General features: G+C 32.8%; 17 protein-coding genes and 2 riboswitches. Of the genes, 10 read left to right on the top strand and 7 right to left on the bottom strand.

Features of this window, described 5'->3' with window-relative positions; genetic code table 11:
* Positions 1 to 101 precede the first annotated feature (101 nt).
* Positions 102 to 1,691, bottom strand: coding sequence for a phosphoenolpyruvate carboxykinase (ATP) (pckA, locus tag QQM35_RS10050; protein WP_251519703.1), 1,590 nt, complete (start codon positions 1,689 to 1,691; stop codon positions 102 to 104).
* 165 nt (positions 1,692 to 1,856) lie between these two features.
* A riboswitch (SAM riboswitch) is annotated at positions 1,857 to 1,970 on the top strand.
* 108 nt (positions 1,971 to 2,078) lie between these two features.
* Here pckA and metK point away from each other — a divergent pair.
* The 3 genes from metK (at position 2,079) to QQM35_RS10035 (ending at position 5,277) form a co-directional block, all read left to right on the top strand.
* Positions 2,079 to 3,275: a methionine adenosyltransferase gene (metK, locus tag QQM35_RS10045; RefSeq protein ID WP_251520958.1), complete on the top strand. Its 1,197-nt coding sequence runs from the start codon at positions 2,079 to 2,081 to the stop codon at positions 3,273 to 3,275.
* A 91-nt stretch (positions 3,276 to 3,366) separates the two neighbouring features.
* The gene (locus tag QQM35_RS10040; protein ID WP_251519705.1) at positions 3,367 to 4,272 is read left to right on the top strand and encodes an NERD domain-containing protein; all 906 of its coding nucleotides are present in this window, start codon (positions 3,367 to 3,369) and stop codon (positions 4,270 to 4,272) included.
* A 195-nt stretch (positions 4,273 to 4,467) separates the two neighbouring features.
* Positions 4,468 to 5,277, top strand: coding sequence for an aldo/keto reductase (locus tag QQM35_RS10035; protein WP_251519707.1), 810 nt, complete (start codon positions 4,468 to 4,470; stop codon positions 5,275 to 5,277).
* Between the two features lie 75 nt (positions 5,278 to 5,352).
* Here QQM35_RS10035 and QQM35_RS10030 read toward each other — a convergent pair whose 3' ends face one another.
* From QQM35_RS10030 to QQM35_RS10020, 3 genes are read right to left on the bottom strand one after another with little or no spacing between them, the layout of a single operon-like run.
* Positions 5,353 to 5,709, bottom strand: a complete 357-nt coding sequence (locus QQM35_RS10030; RefSeq protein ID WP_251519709.1) for a fluoride efflux transporter FluC — start codon at positions 5,707 to 5,709, stop codon at positions 5,353 to 5,355.
* Positions 5,706 to 6,071: a fluoride efflux transporter CrcB gene (gene crcB, locus QQM35_RS10025; RefSeq protein ID WP_251519711.1), complete on the bottom strand. Its 366-nt coding sequence runs from the start codon at positions 6,069 to 6,071 to the stop codon at positions 5,706 to 5,708. The genes QQM35_RS10030 and crcB overlap by 4 nt, the downstream gene beginning before the upstream one ends.
* Before the next feature lie 23 nt (positions 6,072 to 6,094).
* Positions 6,095 to 6,400 carry a hypothetical protein gene (locus QQM35_RS10020; RefSeq protein WP_342610376.1) on the bottom strand — a complete coding sequence of 102 codons (306 nt, stop codon included), beginning with the start codon at positions 6,398 to 6,400 and terminating at the stop codon, positions 6,095 to 6,097.
* Between the two features lie 236 nt (positions 6,401 to 6,636).
* Here QQM35_RS10020 and QQM35_RS10015 point away from each other — a divergent pair, with 236 nt between their 5' ends.
* Together QQM35_RS10015 and QQM35_RS10010 are read left to right on the top strand one after the other, a co-directional pair.
* Positions 6,637 to 7,350, top strand: coding sequence for a transaldolase (locus QQM35_RS10015; protein WP_342610375.1), 714 nt, complete (start codon positions 6,637 to 6,639; stop codon positions 7,348 to 7,350).
* Positions 7,351 to 7,623: 273 nt separating this feature from the next.
* Entirely contained in the window at positions 7,624 to 8,064 is a 441-nt protein-coding gene (locus QQM35_RS10010) for a hypothetical protein (RefSeq protein ID WP_251519717.1), read from the top strand.
* Here QQM35_RS10010 and QQM35_RS10005 read toward each other — a convergent pair whose 3' ends face one another.
* Both QQM35_RS10005 and QQM35_RS10000 read right to left on the bottom strand, forming a co-directional pair.
* On the bottom strand, positions 8,065 to 8,487 hold the full coding sequence (locus QQM35_RS10005; RefSeq protein ID WP_251519718.1) for a competence protein ComK: 423 nt from the start codon (positions 8,485 to 8,487) through the stop codon (positions 8,065 to 8,067). It abuts the gene before it with no gap.
* A gap of 7 nt (positions 8,488 to 8,494) precedes the next feature.
* Complete coding sequence (locus QQM35_RS10000; RefSeq protein ID WP_251519721.1) at positions 8,495 to 8,971, bottom strand: sigma-70 family RNA polymerase sigma factor; 477 nt, start codon at positions 8,969 to 8,971, stop codon at positions 8,495 to 8,497.
* A gap of 216 nt (positions 8,972 to 9,187) precedes the next feature.
* Here QQM35_RS10000 and QQM35_RS09995 point away from each other — a divergent pair, with 216 nt between their 5' ends.
* Positions 9,188 to 9,412 (top strand): hypothetical protein, encoded by a 225-nt coding sequence (locus QQM35_RS09995; protein WP_251519723.1) that lies wholly within the window; start codon positions 9,188 to 9,190, stop codon positions 9,410 to 9,412.
* Positions 9,413 to 9,601: 189 nt separating this feature from the next.
* Entirely contained in the window at positions 9,602 to 10,453 is an 852-nt protein-coding gene (locus QQM35_RS09990; protein ID WP_251519725.1) for a glucosaminidase domain-containing protein, read from the top strand.
* 360 nt (positions 10,454 to 10,813) lie between these two features.
* Here the strand turns inward: QQM35_RS09990 and QQM35_RS09985 are convergent, their stop codons facing one another.
* Positions 10,814 to 11,740 carry an osmoprotectant ABC transporter substrate-binding protein gene (locus tag QQM35_RS09985; RefSeq protein WP_251519727.1) on the bottom strand — a complete coding sequence of 309 codons (927 nt, stop codon included), beginning with the start codon at positions 11,738 to 11,740 and terminating at the stop codon, positions 10,814 to 10,816.
* Positions 11,741 to 11,912: 172 nt separating this feature from the next.
* On the opposite strand from QQM35_RS09985, the gene QQM35_RS09980 reads away from it, so the two are divergent.
* The 3 genes from QQM35_RS09980 (at position 11,913) to ribE (ending at position 15,541) form a co-directional block, all read left to right on the top strand.
* Complete coding sequence (locus tag QQM35_RS09980; protein WP_251519729.1) at positions 11,913 to 13,382, top strand: FAD/NAD(P)-binding protein; 1,470 nt, start codon at positions 11,913 to 11,915, stop codon at positions 13,380 to 13,382.
* 135 nt (positions 13,383 to 13,517) lie between these two features.
* Positions 13,518 to 13,654, top strand: a riboswitch (FMN riboswitch).
* 205 nt (positions 13,655 to 13,859) lie between these two features.
* Entirely contained in the window at positions 13,860 to 14,903 is a 1,044-nt protein-coding gene (gene ribD, locus QQM35_RS09975; RefSeq protein ID WP_251519731.1) for a bifunctional diaminohydroxyphosphoribosylaminopyrimidine deaminase/5-amino-6-(5-phosphoribosylamino)uracil reductase RibD, read from the top strand.
* Between the two features lie 5 nt (positions 14,904 to 14,908).
* Positions 14,909 to 15,541, top strand: a complete 633-nt coding sequence (gene ribE / locus QQM35_RS09970) for a riboflavin synthase (protein WP_251519732.1) — start codon at positions 14,909 to 14,911, stop codon at positions 15,539 to 15,541.

Genomic DNA, 15,541 nt, shown 5'->3' with positions numbered 1-15,541 from the left:
AGAGTACTTGCATTACAAAAAGAAAAGCACTACTTACGGTTTGTGGACTGTAAGTAGTGCTATGATGATGTCAGTAATTAAAAGTTTACTTGTAAAACGTTTTATTTGAAACCGCCTTTTTCAGCTAAATCTGAAACTTCGTCTCCGAACTTTTCGAAGTTTTGTTTAAAGCGTTCAATTAAATCTTGAGCTTGTGCTCTATATTCTTCTGGTTTGCTCCAAGCATTGATTGGGTTCAATAATGTTTGTGGTACATCTTCAACTTGAACTGGAATGTTTAAACCGAACATATCATCTTTAATGTATTCAGCGTCTTTAAGTGAACCTGTAATTGCTTCGTTAACCATTTGGCGTGTATAACCTAAGTTAATACGGCGACCTGTTCCGTATTTACCACCAGTCCATCCTGTATTAACTAAATAAACGTCAACTTCGTGTTCATCGATAAGTTCACCAAGTAAATCAGCATATTCTCTTGCGTGTAATGGTAGGAAAGGTGAACCGAAGCATGTTGAGAATGATGGTTCTGGTTCAGTAATACCACGTTCTGTTCCTGCAAGTTTAGCTGTAAATCCACTTAAGAAATGATACATCGCTTGATCTTTCGTTAATTTAGAGATTGGTGGTAATACACCAAACGCATCGGCTGTTAAGAAAATAATCGTATTTGGGTGTGCTGCTTTTGAAGGTGTAACGATATTTTCAATATGGTGAATAGGGTAAGCTGCTCTTGTATTTTCAGTATAACGGTTATCATCGAAATCTACATCGCCTTCTTCGTCTACAACGACGTTCTCTAAAATTGTACCGTATTGAATTGCATCATAAATTTGTGGTTCTTTCTTATATGAAAGGTTAATTGCTTTTGCGTAGCAACCGCCTTCGATATTAAAGATACCGTTATCGTTCCAACCGTGCTCATCATCACCGATAAGTTTACGGGATGCATCAGCTGATAATGTTGTTTTACCTGTACCAGAAAGACCGAAGAATAGGGCAACGTCACCTTTCTCCCCAACATTTGCAGAACAGTGCATACTCATAATGTCATCTTTAGGTAATAAGTAATTCATTACTGAGAAGATACCTTTCTTCATTTCACCAGCATATTCAGTACCACCGATTAAAATCACTTTATGTTTAAATGAAGTGATGATAAACGTTTCTGATTTAGTGCCGTCAATTTCAGGATCAGCTTTAAAGTTTGGTGCTGAAACGATTGTGAAGTTAGGTTTAATATCTTCTGCTTCTTCTTTAGAATTTGGACGAATGAACATGTTTTGAGCAAATAAATTGTGCCATGCTAATTCATTGATGACAGTTAATTTAAGTTGAGAATCTTCATCACTGCCAGCATAACCATTAAATACATAAAGTTCGTCTTTAGCATCAAGGTGGGTGATGACTTTGTCATACAGTTTTAAAAATGTATCTTCGTCGATAGGTTGGTTGATATTACCCCAATCGATATCATCTCTATATGAAGGTTCGTTGACGATGAATTTATCCTTTGGTGAGCGTCCAGTATATTTTCCGGTTTTAGCATTAATCGCACCCAATTCTGTTAATTCGCCTTCATCGTTTTCTAAAATTTTCTTGTACAGTTGAGTTGTAGATAATTGGAAAAGTGAAGTTGGTTTCTCTAATAAGCTCTTAATCTTATTCGTATATGTGTATGTATCTACAGCCATATTCGATCCCTCCTAGATTTTTGAAAATGTAAGCCTTTACAATTGAAAAGTATAACACATATGTATGATTAGTCCATATCATTTTGTGATGAATAATAATAATTTATAACTAAATGTTAAATTGACAATATGATCTAAATTCTGTATTATAGTTACTAACGGATTCTCTTATCCTGAGAGGCGGAGGGACATGGACCCAATGAAGCCCAGCAACCTCTTCTATTTTATAGAAGAAAGGTGCCAAACCGTTTGCAGACAAATAGGTCTGAACGATAAGAGCGAATGGACGTATAAAAGCCTTCTCTCTATTAATAAATAGTGATGAAGGCCTTTTTTAATGAGCTCACTATGAAAGAGAATTTTCGTAATAAATATTTAAAGGAGCAAATTATGTATAATAAAAGATTATTCACTTCAGAATCTGTAACAGAAGGTCACCCAGATAAGATTGCAGATCAAGTTTCAGATGCAATTTTAGATGAAATACTAAAGGATGACCCTAATGCTCGTGTAGCTTGTGAAACGACTGTGACTACAGGTATGGCATTAATTTCTGGTGAAATATCTACTTCGACTTATGTAGATATTCCTAAAGTAGTTCGTGAAACAATTAAAGATATCGGTTATACACGTGCGAAATATGGTTACGATAGTCAAACGATGGCCGTGTTAACCGCGATAGATGAACAATCTGCAGATATCGCACAAGGTGTAGATAAGGCTTTAGAATACCGCGATGAAACAACTGAAGCGGATATCGCAGCTACTGGTGCCGGAGATCAAGGGTTAATGTTTGGTTATGCAACAAACGAAACGGATACTTATATGCCGTTACCGATATTTTTATCTCACCAGTTAGCGAAACGTTTATCAGACGTACGTAAAGATGAAATTATTAATTACTTGAGACCCGATGGTAAAGTCCAAGTTACTGTGGAGTACGATGAACATGATGAGCCTAGCAGAATTGACACAATTGTTGTATCAACGCAACATGCAGAAGATGTAGAATTGGAGCAAATTCAAGAAGACATTAAGTCCCATGTTATTTATCCAACAGTACCAGAAAATTTACTCGATGATGAAACTAAGTTCTTTATTAATCCAACAGGACGCTTCGTCATTGGTGGACCACAAGGTGATGCAGGACTTACAGGTCGTAAGATTATTGTAGATACTTATGGTGGTTATGCACGTCATGGTGGCGGTTGTTTCAGTGGTAAAGATCCAACCAAAGTGGATCGTTCAGCAGCTTATGCCGCACGATATGTTGCTAAAAACATCGTCGCTGCTGAATTAGCTGATAAATGTGAAGTTCAATTAGCATATGCAATCGGTGTTGCAGAACCAGTTTCAATTTCAATCGATACATTTGGTACAAGTCATGTTAGCGAAGAACAACTTGTTGAAGCGGTCAGATCTCATTTTGATTTAAGACCAGCAGGTATCATTAAAATGTTAGACTTAAAACACCCGATTTATAAACAAACAGCAGCCTATGGTCACTTCGGTCGTACTGATGTGTTACTACCATGGGAAAAATTAGATAAAGTGAACTTATTGAAAGATGCTGTTAAAGCATAAAAAGACCAACTTATTGTAAACTTATCTCTCGAACAGAAAGCGAAAGTTGTTTATAATTAAGTTATGTAACACATAAAGGAGCGTTTACGTTATGAGTGGAGTACCATTATTAATTGGTCTAGCTGTCGCAATCATTGTAGCAGTTGTATTGCTCATTCTTTTCATTGCTGCACTAAGTAGTAAGAAGAAGGCACAAAAAAAGGTTGAAGAGAAATATCAATCTAGAGAAAAGAAATTAAAAGACGAGCATAAAGAAGAGTTAGAGAAAGAACGTATTGAAAATAAAAAGACAGTGACAAAGCAAAAGGAAGATTACGATAATACTGTAAATAACAAAGATCGAGAAATCGATGCTTTAAAGTTGTTCTCTAAAAATGAAAGTGAATATGTAACGGATATGCGATTAATCGGTATTCGTGAACGTTTAGTGAATGAGAAACGCATTCGACCAGAGGATATGCACATCATGGCGAATATATTCTTGCCAGAGAATGAATTCAGTAATGTACAAAGATTAAGTCATTTAGTACTAACACGTACTGGTCTTTATATCATTGACTCACAGTTATTAAAGGGACATGTATATAACGGCATTAACTCAAGACAATTCAAAGAACAACCTACGATGGAACAAGTATTTGAAACGCTAGATCTTGATAAACAATCACCACAAACGTTAGTTTTAGATCAAAATGATGATAAACATTCGTTATCATTTGTGAACTATTCAAAATACTTAAGTGATTTAGAACATTTAGCAGGTGATTTACAAACAAAATTAAACTTGAAATTCACACCGACAACAATTCTTTACTTTAATCCGAAGAATGAAGGCGCGGTTACAATTTCAAACTATGCACAAAGTTCTAGTTCGAAAGTATTGGTTGGGCCTGAACAATTAGACGAATTCTTTAATAAATTCGTATTCCATGGTCGAATTCAATATAACGTTGAAGATTTACAACGTATTATGGATGAGATTGAAACATTCAATTAATATAACATTACATCAAACTGTCAATTAAGTTAACGACTTAGTTGGCAGTTTTTTTAGAGTTAATAAATTGAAAATAGAATGCTTTTTGCAAGATTATTTACTTTATTACTGAAGTTATTTTAATTATTATAGATTTTGTAATAGCGAATAGGAGGTCTTTAAATGTAAAGTGTTCAGTTTTACAATGGCAATGAAATGCCAATGGTTGGTTTAGGTACATTTCGTGTCGAAAATTCAGACGAATGTAAATTAGCAGTTAAACATGCAATTGAAAGTGGTTATAGACATATTGATACTGCAATGATCTATGAAAATGAAGTTAAAGTAGGGGAAGGAATAGCTGAAGCTTTAGAAACTACTGGTTTAAAACGAAGTGATTTATTTATTACTTCAAAACTGTGGCTCGCAGATTATGGACGCAATAATGTGGCAGATGCTTATAATAAATCTTTAGAACGTTTAGGTTTAGATTATTTAGACCTTTATTTAATGCATTGGCCAGGTACTGATGAAGCATTAATGATTGATACATGGCAAGGAATGGAAGACTTATATAAGCAAGACAAAGTGAAAAATATCGGTGTGAGTAACTTTAATGTAGAACACTTTGAAGCACTGTTAGCACAAGTATCTATCAAACCAGTTATTAACCAAGTTGAGTTTCATCCTTATTTAACGCAAGAACCTTTAAGACGCTATATGGAAGTTCAAAATATCCATGTAGAATCATGGTCCCCATTAATGAATGCACAAATATTAGATGATGAAACAGTTCAAGCGATAGCTACAGAAATTGGAAAGTCGCCTGCACAAGTCATTATTAGATGGAATATAGAACACGGTGTAGTCGTAATTCCTAAATCTGTAACACCAAGTCGTATTGAAGAAAATTTAGATGTGTTTAATTTTGAATTAAGCGAGGAGCAAGTATCTAAGTTAGATCAAATAAACGAAGATAAACGTATCGGGCCAGATCCAAGCGAATTTACTGGTAAAGATAAGTAATATTAAGCGTGTACATATAATGCTTACTAAAAAACGTGAGACAAATAATTGTCTCACGTTTTTCTATGCATTTGATTAAATGAGATAATAACCACAAATACAAGCGATAAATGCACCGACATATTGTATTGTTGAATAGATGAAGAACAAGCCATATTGTTTGTTAGGTGTTAAGAATTTAACTAATTCTGAAGAAAGCGTTGAGAATGTTGTGAAACCGCCAAGTACACCAACTACGAAAAAAGGGTGTATCCACGTATTGTGAATTGTTAAAGCCATTACCATTCCAATTATGAAACTACCCAATATATTGACAAGGCTTGTCGCAATAGGTATCTGACTATTAAAATATCGTTGACATAGATGCGTGATCGTACCTCTGATAACAGCACCAATGCCACCGCCACACATAAGAAGTAGGATTTTTATCATGCTAACCTACCTCCTAACTTCATACCTGCAAAGCAAGCAAGTAAACCGACAACATAACTAACGCATGCATAAACGATTAGCCATATAATTATACCTTGTTGTAATAGTTGTACAAGTTCAAATTGAAAGGTTGAAAATGTAGTCAATGTACCTAACAATCCTACTGAGAGCCCTTGTTGTAAGTTTGGTTTATTCACTAATAGACGAAACGTATAGACACCTACAATACCTAAAATAAAAGAGCCAAGTATATTCGCTATAAAGTTTCCAAGAGGGAACATCATTGAAAAATTCAGAAAGGAGACAATATATCTCAGTAGTGCACCTATAGCACCACCCAAAAAAATATATAAATATTTCATGCCTGGACCTCCGTTTTCAATATTTAAAATAGCACATCGAATGTAGATAATGAACTTAATATGTGTAGGATGATAACAATAAGTAAAATGAACGGTAGGAACTTACTTGCTTTTCTAATCCAGTCTTCTTTGTCTCTTGTATGTTTAATAGATTTATCTGCAAAAATAACAGAAATTATTAATATAATCGCATTAATTATACTACATACAATGATTAATTTTATAATCGAATGAAAATGTATATTCAGTAATGGATTTTTAGTATTAAAATAAAAGCTAATTAGTATAAATAATAATGTTAAATAAAAATAAAGTTTTGATCGTGCCATAATAACCTCCTCTAACAAGCCATTTAATTATAATACCATATTTTAAATTGAAGTGAACGTAATTTATTTAATGACTCAGTTAATCATTTGTTTAAAGACAAGTTATGAGCTACGTAAATGTCACCTTAAGCAAAAAATTAGAATAAACTAAATGATGGTGGTATAAAGGGTGTAAGAGTTTTAAGAACTGTAATAATAAACGAGTATCGTTTAATCTTTTTTTGGAGGCGTATGTTATGTCAAATTTAAATGTACAAGTATTTGCGGATGGTGCAGATATCGAGGAAATGAAAGCTGACTATGTTAATAAACAAGTGGATGGTTTTACGACAAATCCTAGTTTAATGGCTAAAGCAGGCGTTAAAGACTATAAAGCTTTTGCTGAAGAAGCGGTACGAGAAATTCCAGACGCTTCTATTTCATTTGAAGTTTTTGCAGATGATTTAGAAACGATGGAAAAAGAAGCAGAAATTTTAAAACAATATGGCGATAATGTATTTGTTAAAATTCCTATTGTAAATACTAAAGGTGAGTCTACTCTTCCATTAATTAAAAAGCTATCAGCAGATAACGTAAGATTAAATGTGACAGCTGTATATACGATGGATCAAGTTAAAGCAATCACAGAAGCAGTTACAGAAGGTGTACCAACTTATGTTTCTGTATTTGCTGGCCGCATTGCAGATACTGGTGTTGACCCACTACCTTTAATGAAAGAAGCTGTAGAAGTAACTCATAGTAAAAAAGGCGTACAATTACTATGGGCTAGTTGTCGTGAAGTACTTAATGTCATTCAAGCTGACGAAATTGGTGCTGATATCATTACTTGTCCACCAGATGTAGTAAAGAAAGTAAATAACAATATTGGTCGCGATGTAAATGAATTATCAGTAGATACGGTAAAAGGATTTGCAAAGGATATCCAAAGTTCAGGGTTATCTATACTTTAATTCAAAAGATTATTGTAAATGTAGTTTAAATAGTGTCTTGGTTACACGAAAGTGTAGATATTTAAGACTATGCGTTAAGTTATATAAATTAAGAATGCCAGTAAATGAATTTAAAAACTCATTTACTGGCTTTTTATTGTATTTATAAGCAAGTACTTTATTAATGTTGTAATCAAAAATAAATATAAATAGGTAGGTAAATAAAGAATTCTTTGTCTGATATAATATGATTAAATAGTTGGATTTCGCTATTTTTAGAAAGGTGTTTGAAATATGAAATTAAATGTTTTTAAAGAAAAGGTTCGAAAACAATTATGGTTTCTTAATAGAAATGAACGACAACAATTAGATGATGTACTTTCTACAATTAATGATCAAGATAATGAAATAGTAAACAAACCTATTGCGTTCTCTAACCAGTTTTTGCGTAAATATATATTCAAAAGACAAAAGATGACACCTACACAGTTATTTTTATTATTGATATTAATACTCATAACATACATTGTATTAATTGGCCTATTTTTATTTGGCTTTTTATTAAGCTTAGCAGTGGTTCAATCATTAATGAGCTCTGGTGGTAACGTATCGATGATTATTGTAGCGTTGTCATTTATAGGTTCCATACTTCTCATTGTTCTAAGTTTATACTTTATTAAACAAGTTACTGCATATTTTACTAAAAAGTTGTTAGCTTATAAGTTTAATAAATAATTAAGTTAAAAGGTGAGAAAGTGTTAGGCTTTCTTGCCATTTTTTATAAACGAGCGTATAGGGGACATCTAAAATAATATATGTTGTATTTTCAAAAAATATATAAGTTTGATTGCCTTTTGAAGTTATACCTGTAATTGCTGCGGCATTAATATAATATTGTAGAGGGGCACGTTGCGTTTTAACAGGAAATAAAATAATGTCTTTTGATACGACTAAAGGGACTAACTTACGAATTTTTAATAACTGTTTAGCTTTTTTACATTGAAGATCGAATGATAATTGATATGTTTCAAGAAAATATTTGAGTGTGCGTGTAATCGTTGTAGGATAGGTAAATTGATGTGTCGTAAACTGACATAACGTCAATGGTTCGTAACTCAGTACAGTCTTGAAATATAAGATTTTTGTTAATTGAGACATATAAAAATCACCTTTTCATTTCAAAATAGTTATTTATAAATTTCTGGCGTACGCGTTTTTGATAATTTTTAAGAGTAGAGGTCGAACAATTAAGTTGATGTGCCATTTCCTGTTGTGTAAAGCCTGCAAGCTTTAACTCTAGCCATTGTTGTTCTTGGTTAGTGAGAATAGTGCGGAATTGCTCGAGTGATAGGGTAAATTCAGAATCATCATAACTAAGTAAATCATTAGTGTGATCTTCTAAGTTTAGGTTGGTGAGCGATGCACCTTGTTGACGAAATAAATCGATGAGATAGTATTTGAGGCGTATAAATAGATGGTTTTTAATTGAGGATGATTTACTGCAATTATAATCAAGAAATAGTTGCCACATCTTGATTAATAATTGCTGGTAATATTCATCATATTGATATTTAACTTGATATTGCTTCAACACACAGTGAATAATATATTGGTGCTTATCGTGAAATTGCTCAAAAGTCATAGTAGCTCCAATGTTGTACATACACGAGAATTTCCGGATAATCAAAGCTTAATGGGATTTTTATAAATTTTCATTTGCTAAATCTACTAAAAGGGTGTTAAATAGTAGGCGTAGAACTAAAAATTTGCACTTTTAAGTAATTAACACGTTTTTTAAATTAAGATATAACACTTTATTGATATTTTGTTATCTTTTTAATATTTTTAGGAGGTACATATGGATTACGCACTTTTAAACTTGGAACATTTTTTCGCAAAACATAATGATTTAGACGTTATAAAAGACAAATCTGATTTTGTAATGATAAATAATGTAACGAAAGAAATGAAATATCGCGAAGGTGAAGTAGAGGGAGCGGTCGATTTAAACCGTTATTATTATAAAAATAGATCACAAGCCGTTAGTTTTATTATAATGGAGTACGATAAAAGTCAAGAGTAATGAAATTAAACTTTCATTACTTTTTTTATGAATATGTAACAACCAAGGTATTAAATTGTACGTTCGTTTATTTAGTGTTAGAATTTGGTACCAGATAGAAAAAAGGAAAGTTAACTTATAAGAAAGTCATATAAATTTTAAGTTAACGTCAATCATTTTATATTTAATTATTCCTCATGAGGTGTGAAAATGACGAAACAGAAAAAACGCTCGCTTTTAACAATTGGTGGATTGTTAATTGTTTTGGGCATAACTGTAGTCATTGTTTTCTCAATGATTTCAGATCAAATATTCTTTAAGCACGTTAAAGAACAAGAAAAAGTAGAAAATTTGAATGTGTCTTTACATAAAGCTGCTAACAAACAAATTGATAACCACACGAGTCAACAAACTTCAGATAAAAAGAAAGAGAATTGGAGAGACGCTTCATCAACTGAGATTAAATCGGCTATGAACAGTGAAGCTCTCATTGATGATGATACACAAAAATATCAATTTTTAGAGTTAGATAAATATCAAGGCATCGATGACAATAGAATTAAGCGTATGCTTTTAGACAATCCGACATTACTTAAACATTCAGATGATTTCATTCAAGCTGCAAAGCGTCATCATGTAAATGAAGTTTATTTAATATCTCATGCATTACTTGAAACAGGTTCAGCTAAGAGTGAACTTTCAAGTGGTGTTAAAATAGATGGAAAAAAATACTATAATTTCTTTGGAGTTGGTGCATTAGATGAAGACCCAGTGAAAACGGGTGGCGAATATGCTAAGAAACATGGTTGGGATACGCCTGAGAAAGCCATTGACGGCGGGGCGCAATTTATCCACAAACATTTCTTATCACACAAAGATCAAAATACGCTATATAGTATGAGATGGAATCCTAAAAATCCTGGTGAACATCAATACGCTACGGATATTAAATGGGCAAAAAGTAATGCGAAGATTATGGCTGATTTCTATGACAACATGAAGACAGAAGGTAAATATTACAAATACTTCGTATACAAAGACGATGCTAAACATAAAAAGTAAATATATTAATTAAAAGAGCAGAAAAGGCGACACTTGAAATTGTTGTTGTTTCTGCTCTTTTATATTAAAGAAAATGTGTGCAAGTTTCTTGAAAAATTAAAATGTAGTAATTGAAAAAGAGTCTGAGACAAAAATAGATGTCTCAGACTCTTAGTTTTTATTGCAAACTGAATCATTAAGTGATTCAGTACTTATTCAATTAATAAGCTTTATTTTTTCCACTAAAGATAAACATCAATAATATTAATGTTGCAATCAGTTTTAGAACGAATTTCATAATACTCACTTCCTTAAAAATAGAGTAACACTACAGTGCTTTATACGTACATCAATGTACGATACATATTTAGACTGAGAATATTATTTGTTATCGAAATAATGATGTTTCTTTAAGAATTCTTCAGCGATAATTGCAGGTTCTTTGCCTTCGCCATCAGCTTGATAATTTAATTTTTGCATTTGTTTTGTATCGATTGTACCTTTTAATTTCTCAATCGATTGTTTAATTTCTGGATGTTTTTTAAGTAATTTATTTGGCGCGACTGCACTCGCATCGTACGGCGGGAAGAAATTTTTATCGTCTTTTAATACGACTAAATCATATGCTGCAATTCTACCATCAGTGGTATAACCTAATGCAACGTCTAATTTTTTATTTTTGAGGGCATCATACACTAATCCGATTTGCATAGGTTTTAAATTGCTAAAACCAAATCCGTAATGTTTTTTAAATGGACCATAACCGTCGCCACCGCGTTTAATCCAAGTGGTATCTGTACCAACTTTAACTTTGTCCTTTATTTTTTTTAAGTCGGAAACTGTATGCAGATTATATTTTTTAGCAGTTTCTTTCGTTACTACAAAGGCAAACGTATTTTCAAAACCGTAAGAATCAAAAAATGTTTGATCGAATTTCTTGTTAAATTGTTTTTGGGTGATTTCGGTTGCTTTTTTGGAATCAGAAATGGGTTTATGCTTGAGCACACCTGTTAAATCTGTTCCAGTGTAGCGTGTACTGTTAATATCGGCGTCACCTTTTAATAGTGCATTATGTTGGATCGTAGCTGAGCCTAAATTGTTAATAATTGAGCCTTCAATTTTATGGTGGGTATCGTGTTCAATTTGCTCTTTAATTAAATATGCCATAATTTGAGATTCACTCGTAGCTAAAGCTGAAATTTTCACTTGTTTTTTAGCATTGCCTCCGCCTAATCCTGGTAAATCACATGAAGCTAGCACCAAAGTACTTAAAATAATAACTAAAGTTAAATATTTATATTTTCGCATGATTTTGCCCCTTAATTAGTTTAATAATTAATTCTTATAATGTATAAATGTTAACATAGTTTTTAGAATTTTATAACTTAGTACTCATTTTAAGCAAAGTTACGTAATTTTGTTTATTATTATGTTAAATTGGTATACTGAAATGTACAGAAATTGAGATAGGATGTGTATTATGAGAATAGCCATTATAGGAACGGGGACCGCTGGAGTCAGCATTCTCAGAGAGTTAGTTAAAAATAAAAATTTTTCAAAAATGCACATTGATGCGTATGATAGTACGAAAAATATAGGACAGGGCATTCCATTTCAAAATGATAGTGAGCAATTATTAATCAATTTGCCTGCCGAACAAATGTCGTTAAATTTAGACAATAAAAGAGAGTTTTTCAATTGGTATGAACACCAGTCGACATTTAAATATAAGCATCCTGAATATTTACCGAGATTTCTCTTTGGTCATTACATGAAGAGTTTTATACAAAAGTACAATGAACAATTTGAGAATATCCACTTGATCGAACAACAAGTTCAAGAAGTATTTATAGAAGCAGGTATAGGGCAAACAAACGTTATATATAATGTCTGCACCTCTGAAGAAATAGGTAAATGTAAAAAATACGATGTTGTATTCTTAACTATTGGGACAATGTCATACCATGATCCATATCAATTGAAAGGAAAGAAAGGGTATATACATACACCATATCCAACTTATAATACACTAGACGAAGTTGACGAAACAGAACGCATTGCAGTAGTAGGTACAGGTTTAGCTAGTTTAGATGTTATAAGATACGTCGTGTCGCATCATCCTAACTTACCTATAACGATGACAAGTAGGAAGGGACAATTGCCAAGTGTGCGTGGGGAAATGCCTGAAGTTCACTTTGAACATTTAACTCCTGTGCAATTAAACCAATTGAAAAAGGAACATTTCGGCAATGCGCCATTAGAAAAAGTCATAAAGTTATTTTTAAAAGATTGTGCACGTTATGACTTACCAATTAAACAGTTAATAGAACGTAGAGTAGGCAATCCTATCGATGACTTAACATATGATTTAAATCATCCAATCGAATTAGGTAAATTACAAAGCTTACTAGAAAATGCTAAAGAAAATTTAAATTGGATTTGGAATAGTCTGAGTCGTAAAGACCAAAAGCGTTTTTTATCTGAATATAGTTGGGTGCTTAAAGATAATAGTAATCCTATGCCTCCAGAAACAGCTCGATTACTCGTAGATTATATTCAATCAGGTCAAATTGAAATTAAATCAGGACTAGAAAACATTGAATATGATGACAAACAATTTCACTTTGAATTTAAAGATCAACAAGAGACGAAACAACAATTTGATGTCGTTATTAATGCTACGGGTTCTAAGACACAACTCGCAGATTTGGATGAAGATGATCAACTCATTATAAATATGGAAAATAGACAAGTGATACAAGCACATCCACTAGGTGGAATTCAAATATTAGCTGAAACAAATCAAGTCATTAGTCCGAGATATGGTACTTTAGATAACATGTATGCGATAGGTCAATTAACAAATGGAATCAATCAATCTCGTAATGGTGTAACAATGATTGTTAAACAAGCAGTGAATGTAGTAAAGCATTTGACAAAAAATAATTAAATAAATATATTAATTAACAGAGGTTCAATGCCGATATAATCACTAAGAATTGTTTTTTAATTAAAAATGTAGTACGATATTATCGTAACTTGAGGAAAGGTTACTTGACTCAAACATCATTTCACAATTTCATATGAATTCTTTCGGGGCAGGGTGAAATTCCCAACCGGCAGTAAACTAAAGCCTGCGACCTGCGTTTGCATTAGTGCGAATGTGGCTGATCTAGTGAGAATCTAGAGCCGACAGTAAAGTCTGGATGGTAGAAAGAATGAAGTATAGCAAACTGTTATTAACACAGTGTTTCTTAAAGATGCACTTTTTTAATAAACGAGTATTTTATATGAGGGACGAGTATGTATTTATTTCATGATTTTTTCATCGGATATACGTACATCTTCAAACTAGTATAAATGTTATACCGATTTTACCTACACCTGAAATTTTATATTTTAGGTGTATTTTTTTAGAGGTGATAAAGTGAGTCATTATTTAAATTATGCAATTCAATTAGCTAAAATGGTTGACGGTCAAACTGGGGTAAATCCACCCGTTGGCTCTGTTGTAGTAAATGCAGGACGTATCGTAGGCATTGGTGCGCATTTAAGACAAGGTGATAAACATGCTGAGGTACAAGCGTTGGATATGGCTCAAGATCAAGCAAGAGGCGGAACGATTTATATCTCGTTAGAACCATGTACACATTACGGTTCTACACCTCCTTGTGTAAATAAAATAATTGAACATGGGCTGAAGAAAGTCATCTACGCTGTTAAAGATACAACGTTAGAATCTGAAGGTGACGCAATATTACAAAATGCTGGTATTGAAGTTGAATATCGACCTATAGAAGAAGCGGAAGCTTTATATCACGACTTCTTTATTTCGAAACAACAGGGTTTGCCTGAAGTAACAGTCAAAGTTTCTTGTAGTTTAGATGGCAAACAAGCAACGGACGAAGCTCAAAGCAAATGGATTACAAATCCACAGGTCAAACAAGATGTCTTTGCGTTGCGTCATAATCACGATGCAGTATTGACCGGTCGTGGCACACTAGATGCTGATAACCCACAATATACGACACGTATTGAAAATGGTAAAAATCCACTAAGAGTGGTGTTATCTAAATCAGGCCAAATAAATTTTGATTTAGACATTTTTAAAGAACCGCCACAACCAATTTGGATTTATACAGAAAATAAACAACTAGAAAGTCCACATAGTCAAATCAATATCAAATATTTAACTCAATGTTCTATTGAAAATATATTAAAAGATTTATATCAACAAGGTATAGGTCGCGTGCTTGTAGAATCAGGACCGACAGTGACTTCTGAATTTCTCCAATCAGATTTTATCAATGAACTTATTATATATTATGCCCCGAAAATCATTGGTGGTTCAGGAAAGTATCAATTTTTCCAAACTACTGAAGTGACAGATTTAGCAAATGTATCACAATTCGAAATTGTAAATACACGTATGCTTGAGCAAAATATTAAATTAGAATTGCGAAAGAAGTGAATTAAATGTTTACCGGTATCGTTGAAGAATTAGGAACGATTAATAAAATTACGAATCAAAATTCGGTCGTTAATTTAACCATAAATTGTGAAACTATTTTATCAGGTATGCATATCGGAGACTCAATTAACGTCAACGGTGCATGTTTAACAGTAACCGAATTTAACCATCAATCATTTTCAGTTCAAGTCATTAAAGGAACTGAAAATAAAACTTATCTTAATAAATTGAGACAAGGTGATGAAGTCAATTTAGAAAGAGCGATGAGTGGCAATGGACGTTTTGGCGGACATTTCGTTCTTGGACACGTCGATGCGGTGGCGAAAGTTACGCGTATTCAAGATTCTGCAAATTCAAAAATTGTCACAATCAAACCACCCCAATCGTCATTAAAACAAATGGTGCAACAAGGTTCGATTACTGTAGATGGTGTAAGTTTAACTATTTTTCAATTAAAAGATACTGAATTTGATATTCATCTTATCCCGGAAACGCGTCGTGCTACGATTTTAAATCAAAAGCGTGTAGGAGATTCGGTGCACATTGAAACAGATATGCTTTTCAAATACGTTGAAAAATTAATGACGAATAAAGATTCAGGACTTACAGCTGAAAAGTTAAGCATGTTTGGATTTTAG

The sequence above is a fragment of the Staphylococcus hsinchuensis genome (assembly GCF_038789205.1).
Classification (GTDB): domain Bacteria; phylum Bacillota; class Bacilli; order Staphylococcales; family Staphylococcaceae; genus Staphylococcus; species Staphylococcus hsinchuensis.
Note: the sequence above shows the minus strand (reverse complement) of the source record. Positions and strands in the feature narration are given on the sequence as shown.

Excerpts from the sequence above, each read along its gene's own strand:
- QQM35_RS09995 (WP_251519723.1), top strand. The coding sequence starts at position 9,188 with ATGGATTACGCACTTTTAAACTTGGAACATTTTTTCGCAAAACATAAT.
- QQM35_RS10035 (WP_251519707.1), top strand. The coding sequence starts at position 4,468 with ATGCCAATGGTTGGTTTAGGTACATTTCGTGTCGAAAATTCAGACGAA.
- QQM35_RS10020 (WP_342610376.1), bottom strand. The coding sequence starts at position 6,400 with ATGGCACGATCAAAACTTTATTTTTATTTAACATTATTATTTATACTA.
- QQM35_RS10010 (WP_251519717.1), top strand. The coding sequence starts at position 7,624 with ATGAAATTAAATGTTTTTAAAGAAAAGGTTCGAAAACAATTATGGTTT.
- QQM35_RS09980 (WP_251519729.1), top strand. The coding sequence starts at position 11,913 with ATGAGAATAGCCATTATAGGAACGGGGACCGCTGGAGTCAGCATTCTC.
- QQM35_RS10005 (WP_251519718.1), bottom strand. The coding sequence starts at position 8,487 with ATGTCTCAATTAACAAAAATCTTATATTTCAAGACTGTACTGAGTTAC.
- crcB (WP_251519711.1), bottom strand. The coding sequence starts at position 6,071 with ATGAAATATTTATATATTTTTTTGGGTGGTGCTATAGGTGCACTACTG.
- QQM35_RS09990 (WP_251519725.1), top strand. The coding sequence starts at position 9,602 with ATGACGAAACAGAAAAAACGCTCGCTTTTAACAATTGGTGGATTGTTA.
- ribE (WP_251519732.1), top strand. The coding sequence starts at position 14,909 with ATGTTTACCGGTATCGTTGAAGAATTAGGAACGATTAATAAAATTACG.
- QQM35_RS10000 (WP_251519721.1), bottom strand. The coding sequence starts at position 8,971 with ATGACTTTTGAGCAATTTCACGATAAGCACCAATATATTATTCACTGT.
- QQM35_RS10040 (WP_251519705.1), top strand. The coding sequence starts at position 3,367 with ATGAGTGGAGTACCATTATTAATTGGTCTAGCTGTCGCAATCATTGTA.
- pckA (WP_251519703.1), bottom strand. The coding sequence starts at position 1,691 with ATGGCTGTAGATACATACACATATACGAATAAGATTAAGAGCTTATTA.
- QQM35_RS09985 (WP_251519727.1), bottom strand. The coding sequence starts at position 11,740 with ATGCGAAAATATAAATATTTAACTTTAGTTATTATTTTAAGTACTTTG.
- QQM35_RS10015 (WP_342610375.1), top strand. The coding sequence starts at position 6,637 with ATGTCAAATTTAAATGTACAAGTATTTGCGGATGGTGCAGATATCGAG.
- QQM35_RS10030 (WP_251519709.1), bottom strand. The coding sequence starts at position 5,709 with ATGATAAAAATCCTACTTCTTATGTGTGGCGGTGGCATTGGTGCTGTT.